Origin of the sequence: Acidovorax sacchari (genome assembly GCF_042847045.1) — a bacterium.
GTDB classification, from domain to species: domain Bacteria; phylum Pseudomonadota; class Gammaproteobacteria; order Burkholderiales; family Burkholderiaceae_C; genus Paracidovorax; species Paracidovorax sacchari.
In genome coordinates this window covers 2,218,743-2,233,465 of record NZ_AP035783.1, presented here as the reverse complement: position 1 = coordinate 2,233,465, position 14,723 = coordinate 2,218,743, and the positions used below count along the sequence as shown (strand labels likewise).

Below are 14,723 nucleotides of genomic sequence, written 5' to 3'. Positions count from 1 at the left end.
TCTAGTCCTCGAAAAATATATGTCCTTGGTCGCGCCCGCTCTGGTCTTTCCATTTGATGTGTGGAAGATCGTTGCCTACATCTGCCTCTCCGCGCTGCCATCTTTCTTTGGCGGATAAACGATCGCCACTTCGATTGGTACCTGGCTGCGGTTTATGCACCTGATATCCCTTTGAATAATCTCCATCATTGGAGTACATTTTTCTGCGATCCATACCCCCGCGAGCCTCTTGAAGCAATGCCTTGGCTTCTGCTGCCGTGCTAACTCGTATATCCCCTTTACCTCCTTGCTGGAGAGCGTCCACAGCCTTTTGCCAAGCAGATGTACCAGGGCGCACTAATGGCAGACTGCTGGCAGTTTCGTGAGGTGTTTGGCTCATCCGGCATACAGGATTCCATCCAAGCGGATCAATCCAAGAAACCGGATTCGGGGCATATCGGTGCAGATTCACTCCACCCGCCAGCCCGATCGGGTCCGGCGTCGTGAACGCGCCCACGTCCGGGTCATAGTACCGGAAGGTGTTGTAGTGCAGCCCTGTCTCCCGGTCCAGATACTGCCCCTGCATGCGCAGGTTCTGGGGCATGGGTGACGCGCCCGCTTGTGTCTGGATACCCGTCTCCGCCATCGACGCATCCACGGCGCGACCTGCGGCATCGAACACCTGCCATTCCTCGGTAACCGCACTGCCCCATACGCGGTACTGCGCCCGCCATACGAGTTGCCCGTTGCGATCGCTCATTTCCTCAGGCAATCCATTGGGCTGCAGGTGGAAGTAGTAGATGCGCGCGGAAGGCGCAGATGCGGAGGCGGTCTGTTGCGCCGAGTCTGGCTCCGGCATCCGCACGCTGGCCGACTTCTCTACCGCTCCCTTGGGCTCCGCGCCCAGCTCAGCCAGATAGCGCGCCGTCGCCCCCACCGGCCCGGCCACCGCATGGTGCGCGTCGCTCGCGTCCCCGTTGGTGACCGGGATGGAACGGACCTTGCCCATGGCCGGACGACCTCGCGGGTCTTCTCCCACCAGCGCCAGAGCGGAGACCGGATGCTCCGGCTCCAACGGACCGGCACCATCGATGCGCGCAAGCGGCCGGTAGCTGGCCGCTTCGTACACATAGGTGCTGGTCTGCGTGCCGCGGCTTTCCTGCAGCAGCCGCAGGCCTTCCCATACGAACCGCGTCTGGCCGAAATCGTCCTCCTTGGCGATCCGCCGGCCCAGGGCGTCGTACCGGTAGCGGAAGACCTGCCGGATGGGTTCGCCATCGCGGCCCGCGCGGATCACCGAGGCATGGGTCATGCGGTGCAGCGCGTCGTAGCGGCAGTGCAGTTCGGTGTGCGCGCCGATGCGCTTGCGCACCAGCCGGCCGAAACCGTCGTAGTCGTAGCGCTTGTCCTGCAGCACCTTCACCCGGTTGTGGCGCACCCAGCCCCGGCTGCCCTCGGCGCCTTGCGGCACGGGCGCATCGAGCCGGTTGCCGGCCGGGTCGTAGTGGAAGACCTCGTGCAGCGCCTGCTGCAGGGCCGGAGACGCACCGCCCACGGCCCCTGCGGCCTGCAGCGTGGCGGACAGGACGTGGCCGGCCGGGTCATAGCGGTAGAGGGTCTCTCCATTGCGGCTGTGGCGCGTGCGCACCAGTTCGCCCGAGGCGTCATAGTCCCATTGCTTGCGCAGCCCGTCCGACGGCACTCCCATGCCCGACGCGGCCGATGCATCCGGCATCTGTCCCGCCCAGCCCGCGCCCACCCGCAGGCTCGCTGACTGGGTCCACTGCGCCCGCCGGCGGCCCAGCGGGTCGTAGGCCCAGCGGCTCGCCCAGCGCCCCTGCGTGCGCAGCACCTCGCGGTGCAGGTCGTCGCGCTCGATGTCGGCCACCACGACGCCGTCCAGGCTGATCTGGTGGACATGGCCGCTGCCGTAGTGCAGGTGGCGCAGCACGCGCCCGTCCGGCAGCTCGGTGGCGAGACGGTTGCCCAGCGGGTCGTGCGTGTGGCGCAGCACGGTGTGCGTACCAGCGACCGCATCCTCGGCAGTCTCCAGGGTGAGATCTCCCAGCGGGCTGTAGCCGAAGGTCAGCGTGTGGTGGGGTGACCGGCCAGCGGCGTCAAGCATTTGCGCCCGCACCACCCGCCCCATCCTGTCGTAAGCGAAGCGCTGCACGACGCCCTCCCGGGCCGCGGCCTGCACACGCTTTTCCACGAGCCGGCCGATGGCATCACGGTCATACACCGTCTGGATCGGTGCGGCTGGCACATGGCCCGGTATCGCGTGCTCGATCACGTCGTCCTCGCCCGGGTCTTCCCGCAGCGCCACCACGCGCCCCAGCGCATCGTGTTCGAATGACCGTCGGCTCCCGTCCGGCCGCGACTCCTGCACCATCCGGTTGGCCGTGTCGTAGGCAAAGCGGTACGTGGCGCCGTTCTCGCCGACGAGGCTCGCGAGGCGGTGCGCTGCGTCGTAGCCCAGGTGGATCGTGCTGCCATCGGGCCGCTGCAGTGCCAGCAGCTTGCCGTGGATGTCGTAGTGGTAGCGCGCGAGGTGGTGGCTGGAATTCCCCGAAGCGACCAGGCGGTTCGCGTCGTCATAGGTGTAGCTGCGTGCTGCCCCATCGGCCAGCGTCATGCTCAGCAGCCGGCCGAGCGCGTCATGCACGTACCGCGTGGTCTGCCCCAGCGCATCCGTGCTTGCTCTCAGGAACCCGTTGGCGTCGTACTCGAAGCGCGTGGTCTTGCCCGAGCAATCGGTGTGGCGCACCAGCAGGGCGCGCTCGTCCCAGGCCCATTGCTGGCGTCCACCGTGCGCGTCGATGGTGACCACGGGCAGGCCACGGGGGTCGTGCAGCGTGGTTTCGCGCCAGCGCGTCTGGCTCTCATCACCCGGGATGTGCGGCGGCGTACCCGGGTCCAGCGGCGGCCCCAGCACCTCCGTGCGGTTGCCGCGGTCGTCGTAGGTGTAGTGCCAGCGGGTGCCGTCCACGGCGGTGGCCGCGCGCACGCGCTGCAGGCGTTCGTGCCAGTCCAGCCGGGCGGTCTGCCCCAGCGGGTCGGTGGCGCCGGTCAGGTTGCCCAGGCGGTCATAGGTGAAGGTGAACCGGCTGCCGTCCGCGCGCGTCCAGGCCAGCAGTTGCCACAGGTCGTTCCACTCCATGCGCTGCACCTGCCCCAGCGGATCCTCGATGCGCGTGACGTTCTGGTCCGCATCGTGGTCGAAGAGCTGCACCCGTCCGAGGTGGTCCGTGACGCGCGTGCGCCGATCGCCGGGCCGTTCGCCGGGCAGGTCGTATTCGAAGGTCCAGGCGGTGGCGGGCATGCCCGGGGCAGCGTCCTCCAGCCAGTGCTGCACCACGCGGCCTTCGGGCGCGGGCCGGTCCCACCGGTAGCGGGCCACCAGCCCGCTCGCGAAGGTCTGCGCGACGAGGGTGGCCCCCTCCCAGGTGAAGCGCCGCACGCAGCGGCCCAGGCGGTCGATGACCTGGGCGAGCTGGCCATGGGCGTCGTAGCGGTATTCGACCAGCGTGCCAGCCGGGCCGCCCGCCGTGAGGTCCACGCGCACGAGGCGCAGCCCGCCGGCCTGCGCATAGCGCAGCGCGAGCCGGTGGCCCGCGCTGTCGGTCACATGCCGCACCACGCCATCGGCATCGCGATGGAAGTCGATGGTGTTGCCGTGGAAATCCGCCCATTGCTGCAACCCGAGGCGTTCGCCATCGCTGCTGCCGGCGCGCTGGCCGAAGCAGTAGATCCAGCCCAGCGCAGGCATGCCGATGAAGTAGGCGCCGCCCTCCCCGCGGCTCAGTTGCACGCCTTCCGGCACGCTGAACATCTGGCCGCCGGGCGGCAGGTCGTCGAAGGGGATGTCGCGGCCGGCCTCATCGATGAAGTGCGCCTTGCCGGCCTCGAAGACCAGTTCCACGCTGAAAGGCAGGCTCCAGCCCGTGCCCAGCACGCCCGTTCGCGCATCGCAGGATGCATAGGTGCGGCGCCATGCGATGGGCAGCGCCCCGGGCAGGCTGAAGTCGGTGTCGTCGTCGCCCAGCAGCACTTTGGCGCCGGTCACCACGTGCACCGGCTTGCCTTGCAGGAAATTACCGAGGGCTGTGCCTGCACTGTCGCCGGCGCCGGTCGCGGCAGAGTGGCCACCGTCGAAGGACGGCAGGATCTCGCCCATCACCTTCGCACCCACCACGCCGGTGAGCACGGCCATCCCGAAACACTTGACGCCGGCCTTCAGCGCGCCGGCGGCGCCGCCGAGGATGCCCGCCCAGAATCGTGCCTTGCTGGCGAATTCGCGGTCCGAATCCGGCACTTCGCGCTCGCGGAAATTCGCGACAGGCACGGACTCGCCGCCGATGAAGACGTCCTCCGAGCCCTTGCTGATCTTGGCCTCGCAGTCCACGCAGTCGCCTTCACGCGCGGCGCGGTAGCTGTCGATGAAGACGTTCTCGCTGCCGAAGATGACCAGGCTGGTGGGCATGCTGTGCTTGTCGCATGTGGCCACATCCAGCCCGGTCCGGATCGCCGGCTTGCCGTTGATGAAAACCGAGGTCGACCCGGTCGCTGTGAGCGTGCCGCAGTCGGAGGTAAAACTTCGCCCGAAGGCCTCGCCGAACGACTGAACGAAGTCGCCCACCAGCGAGAACGCATGCGCCACGACGAACGACGCCACGGCAACACCTAAGCCGATCGCAATCCCGGCGGCCGTGCCGAGGCCCGGACAGGCGATTGTCCCCACCACGGCGCCGATCGCCACCGCGGCCCCGAATTCGATGCCGACCGCTGCGGCCGCGCCGGCAGCGTGCCCTTCGCGTGCATAGGTGTGGGCGATCGGATCGTGCAGTCGGGCGGCCTTGGGCATGGCGTGTTGCGTTCAAAGCGATGGTGGGAAAGAAACGAGTGACCTCACGCGCGCAGGCGCAGGCTGTGCAGGACCGAGGCCCAGTGGGCGACGTGCTCCTCCTTCCAGGGGCCGGCATACGTGCCGGTCACCACCAGTGCCTTGCGTCCCGGCATCTCCGCGAGCACCACCTTCTGGTGGATGGGGTGGCCCTGCCTGGTATAGGTGACGTAGGCACCAGCAGCGTTGTGCGCCCCGCCGGAAGAAGGTGCGCCCGCCGGCGCATTCAACGGAAGATGGGTCGTGCCGAATTCCAGCTCCTTGAACTGCTTGCCCGACGTGGACAGCGCCTTGACCTGCTCGCGCAGCAGTTGCTCGACGCTTCCGCCCTCGTCGAAATAGTCGCGCGTGATGACCACGCTGAAAGGCAGCGCGGGATCACCAAAGACCAGCACGTTCACGCTGCGGTCGATGAAGCTGCCCTCGGGCAGGTCGAAGGTGGCTTCCTGGATGTGGTACTGCATGGATCGTTCCGCGGCCAAGGCCGCGGGAGGGTCAGTTGATGTTGACGGGCTTGCCCAGCACGCTGAGCACGTCCTTGAGCTCGATGAGCCCGTTCTTGCCGCGGATCTCCACCTTGCCGTCGCTGGTGAGGGTGATGGAGGCGCCCTCGCCCGCGGTGAGCGTGATCGTCGCGCCCGCCTGCAGGCGGATGTGCTGGCCGGCCTTGACGAGCACCGAGTCCTCGGTGGCCTGCAGGTTGACGTTCTGCTGGCCCACGACGGTGGCGGTGTCCGTGCGCGAGGCCAGGGTCGCGTTCTGCTGGGCGGTGAGGTTGAGGTTGCCCGTCTGCGCATCGGTGGCGATGTCGCCCGCGCCCACCGTGGTGCGCTGCCCGCCTTCGGAGACGTGCGTCAGCATGCCGGCCTTGGCGAGCTGCGTGAGCTGCGCGCCGCTGGAGACCGTGATGTGCTGCGTGGCGTGCATCGACGCGCTCTGGCCCGAGCTGATGACGATCGGCTTGGGGCTGACCATCGTGTGGCCCTGCGGGCTCACGATGGAGACGATGGGCTGCGTGATGTCGCGCGAGAGTTCGCGCAGCGCCTGCGACTGGGGCATGGCCGGATCGGTGTCGGACGGCAGGGCCGCTTCCGGCGCACCACCGCCGCCCTGGAAGGCCGACAGCGCGGCAGCCGCCTTGGACAGCGATGCCGATGCCGCCTGCGCGCCGGTCATGGCCGCGATGCCCGCTCCCAGTTCCATCATGTGCGAGGTCTTGAGCGAGTTGAGTGCACCGAGGTTCGCGTCCAGCGTCTGCGCCGCCTGGCTGGCCTGCTGCATGAGCGATGCCGTGCCGGACAGGCCCGCGCCCAGCTGGTCGAAGCCGTCCGGGTTGAAGTTGGCCACCATGGACGTGAAGTCCTGCGGATAGGTGGTGATGAGCAAACCCTTGTCCGCCCGGATCGAGCCCCACAGGTCCGTGCGCAGCTCGAAGCCATACCCCCGCTGCGACCCCGTGCCCTGGTGCATCAGGTACCCCATGTTCAGGTACGTGTTGCCGTACGTGTTCGACAGCTCCAGGTGCTCTATCCCCTTCTGGTCCTCGAAGCGCAGCATGCTCGCCCCGCCCCCTCCCTTGCTCCAGCGCGTGAGCGTGCCCGACTGCGTCTTGTGCTCCGGCAGCTTCCACGGCGGCATCTGGTCCGCGTTGTACACCCGCCCCGTGATGATCGGCTGGTCCGGGTCTCCGGACAAAAAGTCCACGATCACTTCCTGCCCTATGCGCGGCAGGTAGATGCTCCCGTAGTTCTGCCCCGCCCAGCCGTGCGACACCCGGATCCAGCAGCTGGACTGCTCGTCGAACTTGCCCTGCCGGTCCCAGTGGAACTGCACCTTCACCCGCCCGTACTGGTCCGGCCAGATCTCCTCGCCCGGCGGGCCCACCACCACCGCGGTCTGCGGCCCCGTGGTCCTGGGCTTGGGACTGACCCGTGCCGGCGTGTACGGCAGGCTCGTGGGCTGCGCCTGCAACGTGAACCGCTGGAACGAGCCCTCTTCCTGCACCGTCCCTTTCTGCCCCGGGTTCGCCGCGCTCACCCGCGGGTTCTCCTTGAAGTGGTACTGCAGGCCGGTGATCAGGTACTGCTGGTTCTGGTCCCCGCGCGGGTAGTTCTCCAGCGTGAAGAGGTAGCCCGTGGCCAGGGAGCGGTGGCGCGATTCGCCGCGCACCGTGCTGCGACCGCTCAGGTTCTCCTGCAGCCGCACCCGTGCATACGCCTCGCCGTCGTCGAACTCCGTGTAGCCCCCGGGCCACTCGTAGGTCTCGTAGGCGTCGTGGCTGTGCCCCGGCGGCATCTGCCGCATGTTCGCCAGATCCGCCTTGGGTTTCTTGAAGTCGTAGTCGTCGTTGTAGAAGCGGCCCGAGTGGATCTCCTCGTGCAGCTCCCACGCGTGGATGTTCTCGCGGTCCGCCGTGGCCGACTTCTCCGGCGGATGGAAGGGAATCGTGGCCGCCCCGGGCAGCGGCTGGTGCGAGGCCACGATGTCGTCGGCCAGTGTCAGGGTGTGCTGGCCCTGCGCATGCTGGTGGTAGTAATAGATGCCCTCGTGCTCCATCAGCCGCGAGACGAACTGCAGGTCGCTCTCGTCATATTGCACGCAGTATTCCCACGTGCGGTAGCTGCGGCTGAGTTTCTTTTCCATCGGATATCCGTAAGCGCCCAGCACCTCTTCGATGATCTGCGGCACGCTCTTGTTCTGGAATATCCGGAAATCGCTCTTGCGCGAGGCCAGCCAAACCCAAGGCTGCAGCCGCAGGCGGTAGGCGTAGAAGCGGTGGTCCTGCCCCTGCGTACCGAAGCGCGTGACGATCCCGTCGAGGTAGCGCCGGCCGCCGCCTTCGGTCTCCACCACCACCGTGGCGCTCTTGCCCAGCAGCGCCTTCGGGTCAATGCTTTTGTCCTCGCTCAGCAGGTCGATGTCCAGGCTGAAAACCTGGCTCAGTTCTTCTCGCCCCTGCAACTGCCGGAACTGCAGCTGCTCTCCCAGGGGCGTCTGTATGGTGACGCGGCGTGTCATGGTGCATGGCCGCGCGCCATGAGCGGCTGCACGGACGAGTCAGAAACGGCCGAAATCATAGGCCCATGGACAATGGGTTGAATATCCTGCAGATGGGTTAATTTGTTTACAAATGTAGGCAGGCAGCACTCTCAAATCGGCTCGACCAGGTACCGCTGCAGGGTCGCACCCAGTGCCCTCACAGCCCTCTGCCGACTCATCCCCCTGGCAGAAAACTCCAGCACGTAACGCACGAGCGCGAACCCGAGCATCTGGGAGGCGATGAGCGCCGCGCGCACGTCCGCCTCGGCAGCGGACGCCGCCAGCCTGCGTACGGCCGCCCGCAACTGCCGCTCGAAAATGTCCTGCATCCGGGCCCTGGCATCCGCATGCGTCGCAGCCGCCCTCAGCAGCGCGACCAGTTGGCGCCCCGAAGGGCTGTCTTCCCAGACCATGAAGAAGTGCGCAGCGAGCCGCTCGCCCAGCCCGTCCCTGGAAACGCCAGCCAGGTCCGGCAACTGCAGGTCGAACTCGGCTGCCGCCAGGAAGAGCGCCTCCTTGCTGCCGTAGTACCGGATGACCAGCGCGGGGTTGGACTGCGCGAGCGCCGCGACCTCGCGCACCGTGGTGCCGTCATACCCTTGCGACGCGAACAGCGTCCGTGCGGCGTCGAGGATGCGGTCTTTCGTGGCTTGCGAGCGGGTCAACGGCGTGCCTTCCAGGAGCAGGGATTGGTAAACACCAGTTTACCCCCGGGGCCATCGAGCGCAGAATGAAAACAACCGTTTACTTTGGAGATCGCCATGGACGCAGCAGCACCCGATGGACCGGTTGTCACGGAAGTGCTCATCGTTGGGGCTGGTCCGACGGGCATGGCATTGCGGCTGGCCCTGGACCGGCTCGGAGTCGCTTCGCTGCTGGTCGACCGGCATGCAGCCGGGCTCAACACCTCGCGTGCGGCCGTCATCCATGCCCGCACCCTGGAAGTGCTCGAACCCCTGGGTGTCGTGCCTGACCTGCTCTCTGCCGGCATGCAGGCCACGGATTTCCGCGTGCGCGAAGCCGACAAGGTGCTCCTCCACATCGGTTTCGAGGGCCTGCCATCCCGCTACCCCTATGCCCTGATGTGCCCGCAGAACATCACCGAAGCGATCCTGGCGGGCCGCATCGGCGATGGGCGCGGCAGCGTGTGGCGCCCCGCGCGGCTGCTGTCGTTCACGGAGACGGGCGATCGCGTCAGCGCCGAACTGGCCCGGCCGGATGGCAGCGTGCAGCAGGCGCAGGCGCGATGGATCGTGGGGTGCGACGGAGCCGACAGCGTGGTGAGGCAGCAGGCCGGCATCGATTTCGTGGGCGGAAACTATGCCGAGACCTTCATGCTGGCCGACCTGCGAATGGCGTGGCCGCTGCAGCGCACCGAAGTCAGCCTGTTCTTTTCCCCGGAAGGCCTGATGGTGGTGGCGCCGCTTCCGGCAGCGCAGGGAGAACCGGAGGATCGCTATCGCGTGGTCGCGGCAGTGGCCGGCCCGGCAAGCCCTCCCACCCTGGACGCAGTGGAGGCATTGCTCGCCGCACGCGGCCTCCCGTCGCCCGGCCGGCGCGTGAAGGAAATGCCCTGGAGCTCCAGCTTCCAGCTGCAGCACCGCGTGGCCGCGCAGGTCCGCCACGGGCGCGTGCTGCTCTGTGGCGACGCTGCCCACGTGCACAGCCCTGCCGGGGGCCAGGGGATGAACACGGGCATTCAGGACGCCGTGGCCCTGGCAGCCCCCCTGCATCAGGCCCTGCGCGACGACGATACCCGCGGGCTCGACGCCTGGGCCCGGCACCGCCACAGGATCGCGCGCGGCGTGGTCCGCATGACCGACGCCATGACACGTATCGCCACGGTGTCCTCGCCCCTGGGCCGCATGGCCCGCGGTTCACTGCTCGGCCTGATGGGCCGCGTTCCGGCCCTGCAGAGAAAACTGGCCAGGCGATTGGCGGAACTGGACCGTTAGTCCACCGGGCGCCGCGTCCTCACGCCTTCGGCGCATCGAACAACGCCGTGTAACGCCGCTGCATCTCCTGGGGAGTCACCGACTCGATCGCATGGCCGATCAGCCAGCGATGGCCGAACGGATCGCGGACGGTGCCGGAGCGCTCGCCGTAGAAATGGTCCTGCATGCCGCGCTCGAGCGTGCCGCCCTCGGCGACGGCGCGCGCCACCAGCGCATCGGCATCGTCCACATGCAGGTGCAGCGTGACCGGCGTGGCGCCGAGGTGCTCCGGGCTGCGCACTCCCATGTCCGGATACTCCTCCGACAGCATCAGCGTGTGGCCGCCGAGATCCACCTCGGCATGGCCGATGCGTCCGTCCGGCTCGGTGAGGCGGAACAGTTCGCACGCGCCGAAGGCGCGGGCGTAGAAATCCATCGCTGCGGCGGCGTCGCGCACGCACAGGTAGGCATAGAGTTCGTGGATCGCCATGGCAGTTCCTCATGTGGTGTGTGCGCCCATTCTGGATGCCCTTCCCCACGCCGTCTTGCAGGCATTTGACCTGCGCTGCGCTCAGCGCGGCACATGCCGCGGCGCGGCGGGGTAGGCCGCCTGGCGCCATGCGGACGGCGTGACGCCTGCCATGTGGCGGAAGGTATTGGCCAGATGCGCCTGGTCCGCGAAACCGCTGGCAGCCGCGATATCGGCCCAGCCCAGCGACGGATCGCCGGCCAGTTCCAGCGCATGCGAGAAGCGCTGCAAACGCAACCACGCATTCGGCGCGAGTCCGGTCGCCTGCCGGAACACGGCGATGCAGTGCCGGTGGCTGAGCCCGCTGGCGCGCACCATGTCTTCCACGCACGCGTCCGGGTGCCAGGACCGCTGAAGGACCACCCGCAGCGCCGGATGCAGCAGCGGCAGCCGGCCAGCAGCGCGGTCGGCCAGCCAGCGCTCGAACACCGACAGCCGCGCCGGCGCATCGGCGCACGCATGCAGGAGTGCCAGCAACGCGTCGACCTCGCCGGCAGGCAGCAGCAGTTCCAGCGGCGTATGGTGCCCGGCCAGCGCGGATTCGGGCGCACCGAGCAGCACGGCGGCAGCGCCAGGACGCAGCATCGCGCCGACCGAGATCGCGGGTTGTGCGATATCGCGCACGTGGTACGCCGTGCGTGCGCCGCCCACCACCGCATGGCCCAGGCAGTGGCCGCGCAGGTCGGCCGCATGGTCGAACACCCTCAACGGTCCGCCACCGATGCGCACGGCAAGATGGGTGGCACCGGTCGGCAGCACATGTTCGCGCGCGTGCGACCGCCCCAACACCGGTGTGGGATCGTGCGCCCAGACGGATGCCACCAAGCTGCGCAATGCGGGTGCGGGATGCCGGTGCAGGGAGGCCATGACGCGATGTTACGCCTCACCATGATCGACACCGCCCCACCGGGAAACCGCCCGTTCACGCGCTACATGTACTCGACGCCGGACCAGATCCGCCAGCATTGCTGGGAGTTCAAGAAGCGTGGGCGAGCTACTGGCCCAGGGCCGGCCTGATCCACCGGAAGGTGATGGCAACCTCACCTGTGGCGGTGGAATATTCGATCACCCCGCTGGGACGCACGCTGCAGCAGCCGTTCGAAACCCTGATCCGCCGGGCCCGGCAGCATGGCGGAAAGCTCGCCAGCTGCGTGGAGCGCTTCGCGCGGGCCGGCAGCGGCGCGATCGGCAACATCTGCTCGGCCATGTAAGTTGCCCGCCATCTCAAGGTTGGTAATCGATCTCGTAGGCAGCGCCAGTCCGCTCGATGCGCGCGAAGCCCGGCTCGCCCAGATGCATGCCGGCGACCATCATCCGCTCTGCACTGACGAGATCCAGCAAGCGCGCGCGCGTGCTGGCAGAACGTACCGGATCCTGGTCGAACGCGATCGACACCTCCGGCCGGGCGACCTGGATGTGCGGAAAATGGACGATGTCGCCCCACACGAGCAGGCTGCGGTCGCCGGAGTCGAACCGGTAGCCGGTATGCCCTGCGGTATGGCCTGGCAATGGCACGGCCTCTATTCCCGGAAGGACTTCTCCGGCGTCGATGGGTCGCAGCGCAGCCCGGTAGGCGTCGAAGGCCCGTCGCGCCACCAGGAAGTTGCCGCGCGCCCGCTCGCTGGCGCGGCTCAGGTGGCCGTCGTCCTGCCAGAAGCCGAGCTCCGCCCGGTGCACCACCAGTTCCGCGTTCGGGAATGCCGGGGCACCGGACGCTTCGACCAGGCCACCGACGTGGTCCGGATGCGCATGGGTCAGGAGCACGGTGTCGATCATCGACGGCGCCACGCCCGCCAGCGCCAGGCGCTGCGGCAACTGGCCGCCCCATCCTTTGAATCCTCCCGCACCGGCATCGATCAGCAGCGTGCGGCCACGGCCACGGATCAGGTAGGTATTGATGTGGACCGCCGACGGTTCCTGCCGGCGCGCCGCCTGCATGCGGGCCGCCTCTGCCGGATCGATGTCGGAGAGCAGGTCCAGGCTGGCAGCCAGGTAGCCGTCACCGAGGGCCGTGATGGAAAAATCGCCCACCTGCTGGCAGGGAAACACGGGGTTCGCCGGCATGCGTCCTGCCTCCACGTCAGTTGCGCGCATGCAGGTTCGGCGCCGCATAGCCGAAGCAGCGGATGCGGGGGATCAGCCGGAGGGTGTGCAGGATGGCTTCTTCCAGACCTTGCATGAACGCCTCCATGACAGCGGTCGTACGAAACGGCTCCAGCCGGTAGCGGACATCGGCGAAGACGGGATGCCCGCGCCCATGGTGGACCGCGACGCAGGCCACATGCACATTGGCGAGGGCCGCCCGGAGCAAGCCCGTGCACAGCAACGCGCAGCGATCGGACAGGTCCGCGACGGCCTCGTCCGACGGCATCGCAGCAGCCGGAATGAACAGCGTGATGTTCGGCATGGAGGCACTCCGTCAGTTGGCCGCAACGGCCGCACGGGCGGGAGTGAGCTGGGCAGTCATGGGTGCATAGGCGTGGACACCTTCCGGCCACGAAGCGGCCCCCGTCCAGGCGAGCACATCGGACATCCGGGCCGTCGCCAGCCAACGGCGCTCCGGCGACCGGTCCAGCGCGACCGCCTGCAGGGCCTGCGGAACCGGGCCGCAACGCACGAGGGGATCGGGCCCGTCCGAACTCAGCAGCAGGCAGGCATCGCCTTCGATCGCCGGCGCACGGTCCGGTCCTGCATAGAGATTGCGATGCCAATCGGTGATGTTCGCCTGCCAGCGGGCGAAATCGCCGCCGCCCTTCCTCCGGTATTCCTCGCCCCGCAGCACATCGATGCCGTCGATCGTGTGCAGGGCCAGGTAAGTCGGGCATCCCGGGCGCAGGGCCTTGAAGCGCTGGGAGGTGTGGAACCCTCGCACCGAAATCAGGGCCGGCAACTTGTCCAGGCTGTAGAACTCATTCCAGGCGCCTTCGCCCCCAGGATCCGTAAAGCTGCATTCCACCGTGTAGATCATGGATAGTCCCATGCAAGTTGATGTTCATGCATGGTATTGGCGAAAAAGTGGCGGGTAAAACGATTATTCGGCACACTTCCTTGATCAAACATCAAGCTGACCGCATGCGCAAGAAAATCCCGAGCAGTTCCGCCCTCCAGGCCTTCGAGGCTGCGGCCCGCCATGGCAGCTTCGCCCGCGCGGCGGACGAGTTGTCGCTGACCGAGGGCGCGATCAGCCGGCAGATCGCGCGGCTGGAATCCTTCCTGGACGTCGCCCTGTTCGAGCGCATCGGGAACCGCGTGCGGCTCCTGCCCAACGGGGAGCGTTATGCAAGCCAGGTCCGGCAGATGCTGGAGCAGCTCGACCGCGAGAGCCAGTACCTGATGGGCCAGCCGGAAGGCGGCGCCAGCCTCGACATCGCCGTCCTTCCCACGTTCGCGACGCACTGGCTGATTCCCCGGCTGGCCGGCTTCCAGCGCCGGCACCCGCACATCACCGTGCATCTGTCCGAGCGGATGGAACCGTTCGTGCTCGCCGGCAGCGGCTTTGATGCGTGCATCCATTTCGAGCACCCTGCATGGAGCGGCGCGCACACCTGCCCGCTGCTGCAGGAAACGCTGGTGCCCGTGTGCCATCCGCGGATGCTGGACGGCCAGGGGCCGGCACCCTCGCTGGACCGGCTGCCGCGGCTGCACCGGCGCCAGAATCCCGAGGCCTGGCAGCGCTATGCGCAAGACACCGGCACGGCGATCGCCAGGCCGGCCACCGGGGCCCGCTACGACCTGCACGCCATGCTGATCGAGGCCGCGCTGGCGGGCCTGGGCGTGGCCCTGGTGCCGCGCCTCTATGTCGAGGCCGAACTCACGCAGGGCCGCCTCGTCGCACCCTGGCCCGAGGGCAGGACAGTATCGAAGACGTTCTGCCTCGTGCTGCCCGGCCCCGTCACGCTGTGCGCGGAACCCGTCCAGGCCTTCGCGCGATGGCTGCTCGAAGAAGCGGCCCCGGCCGCCTGCTGCCCGACGCCTGCCCCGCAGAGCCGGGCACCGGCAAGCGCACGCGGAGCCTGACACCCAGAACGCTACCGCGCACTCTCCTTTTCATTGGCCCGCACCGGGCGCCAGGTACGAGCGGCATCCAAAGGCTCCGCTCCGTCCCGCGCAACGAGGTAATCCAGCCGGGATACTTCTTCGTTGCCCAGGTACGTGCTGCGCAATGCGGCTGCCGCCTCGGCGGGCAGACGGTCCATCAGGCCGTGGGGCGCGACCGTTTCCGTCACTTCCACGCCATGGCGGGCCAGGATGGAACGGACCACGCCGGACGCCGCGCGATGAAAGGAGAGATCGATCGTCAGGAGACGGACTTGCAAGGGATGGTGGGCCATGGATGATG

General features: G+C 67.9%; 13 protein-coding genes. 3 read left to right on the top strand and 10 right to left on the bottom strand.

All coding sequences use genetic code 11. The features are described 5' to 3' along the window. Position 1 precedes the first annotated feature (1 nt). The 4 genes from ACGHC0_RS10180 to ACGHC0_RS10165 form a co-directional block, all read right to left on the bottom strand. Positions 2–4,843 carry an RHS repeat-associated core domain-containing protein gene (locus ACGHC0_RS10180; protein ID WP_415268127.1) on the bottom strand — a complete coding sequence of 1,614 codons (4,842 nt, stop codon included), beginning with the start codon at positions 4,841–4,843 and terminating at the stop codon, positions 2–4. A 44-nt stretch (positions 4,844–4,887) separates the two neighbouring features. Further along, a complete protein-coding gene (locus tag ACGHC0_RS10175) occupies positions 4,888–5,346 on the bottom strand; it encodes a DUF1795 domain-containing protein (RefSeq protein ID WP_347130183.1) in 459 nt (152 codons plus the stop codon). Positions 5,347–5,377: 31 nt separating this feature from the next. After that, positions 5,378–7,900 (bottom strand): type VI secretion system Vgr family protein, encoded by a 2,523-nt coding sequence (locus ACGHC0_RS10170; RefSeq protein WP_415268126.1) that lies wholly within the window; start codon positions 7,898–7,900, stop codon positions 5,378–5,380. Between the two features lie 131 nt (positions 7,901–8,031). Continuing rightward, positions 8,032–8,586, bottom strand: coding sequence for a TetR family transcriptional regulator (locus ACGHC0_RS10165; protein ID WP_368355107.1), 555 nt, complete (start codon positions 8,584–8,586; stop codon positions 8,032–8,034). Positions 8,587–8,682: 96 nt separating this feature from the next. Here ACGHC0_RS10165 and ACGHC0_RS10160 point away from each other — a divergent pair, with 96 nt between their 5' ends. Then, complete coding sequence (locus ACGHC0_RS10160) at positions 8,683–9,876, top strand: FAD-dependent monooxygenase (protein WP_415268125.1); 1,194 nt, start codon at positions 8,683–8,685, stop codon at positions 9,874–9,876. Positions 9,877–9,895: 19 nt separating this feature from the next. Here the strand turns inward: ACGHC0_RS10160 and ACGHC0_RS10155 are convergent, their stop codons facing one another. Beyond that, positions 9,896–10,345, bottom strand: a complete 450-nt coding sequence (locus tag ACGHC0_RS10155; protein ID WP_368355105.1) for a VOC family protein — start codon at positions 10,343–10,345, stop codon at positions 9,896–9,898. Between the two features lie 81 nt (positions 10,346–10,426). Further along, entirely contained in the window at positions 10,427–11,251 is an 825-nt protein-coding gene (locus tag ACGHC0_RS10150) for a helix-turn-helix domain-containing protein (RefSeq protein WP_368355104.1), read from the bottom strand. Positions 11,252–11,349: 98 nt separating this feature from the next. Here ACGHC0_RS10150 and ACGHC0_RS10145 point away from each other — a divergent pair, with 98 nt between their 5' ends. Continuing rightward, positions 11,350–11,595 carry a winged helix-turn-helix transcriptional regulator gene (locus ACGHC0_RS10145; RefSeq protein WP_415268124.1) on the top strand — a complete coding sequence of 82 codons (246 nt, stop codon included), beginning with the start codon at positions 11,350–11,352 and terminating at the stop codon, positions 11,593–11,595. A 13-nt stretch (positions 11,596–11,608) separates the two neighbouring features. On the opposite strand, the gene ACGHC0_RS10140 is transcribed toward ACGHC0_RS10145, so the two are convergent. From ACGHC0_RS10140 to ACGHC0_RS10130, 3 genes are read right to left on the bottom strand one after another with little or no spacing between them, the layout of a single operon-like run. Further along, complete coding sequence (locus ACGHC0_RS10140; RefSeq protein ID WP_415268123.1) at positions 11,609–12,448, bottom strand: MBL fold metallo-hydrolase; 840 nt, start codon at positions 12,446–12,448, stop codon at positions 11,609–11,611. A gap of 16 nt (positions 12,449–12,464) precedes the next feature. Beyond that, entirely contained in the window at positions 12,465–12,791 is a 327-nt protein-coding gene (locus ACGHC0_RS10135) for a hypothetical protein (protein ID WP_368355101.1), read from the bottom strand. Between the two features lie 12 nt (positions 12,792–12,803). Further along, positions 12,804–13,352, bottom strand: coding sequence for a sugar ABC transporter (locus tag ACGHC0_RS10130; RefSeq protein WP_368355100.1), 549 nt, complete (start codon positions 13,350–13,352; stop codon positions 12,804–12,806). Positions 13,353–13,456: 104 nt separating this feature from the next. Between ACGHC0_RS10130 and ACGHC0_RS10125 the strand changes: the two genes are divergently transcribed. Further along, positions 13,457–14,401, top strand: a complete 945-nt coding sequence (locus ACGHC0_RS10125; RefSeq protein WP_415268122.1) for a LysR substrate-binding domain-containing protein — start codon at positions 13,457–13,459, stop codon at positions 14,399–14,401. Positions 14,402–14,412: 11 nt separating this feature from the next. Here ACGHC0_RS10125 and ACGHC0_RS10120 read toward each other — a convergent pair whose 3' ends face one another. Then, the gene (locus ACGHC0_RS10120; RefSeq protein WP_415268121.1) at positions 14,413–14,715 is read right to left on the bottom strand and encodes a hypothetical protein; all 303 of its coding nucleotides are present in this window, start codon (positions 14,713–14,715) and stop codon (positions 14,413–14,415) included. Between the last annotated feature and the right edge of the window lie 8 nt (positions 14,716–14,723).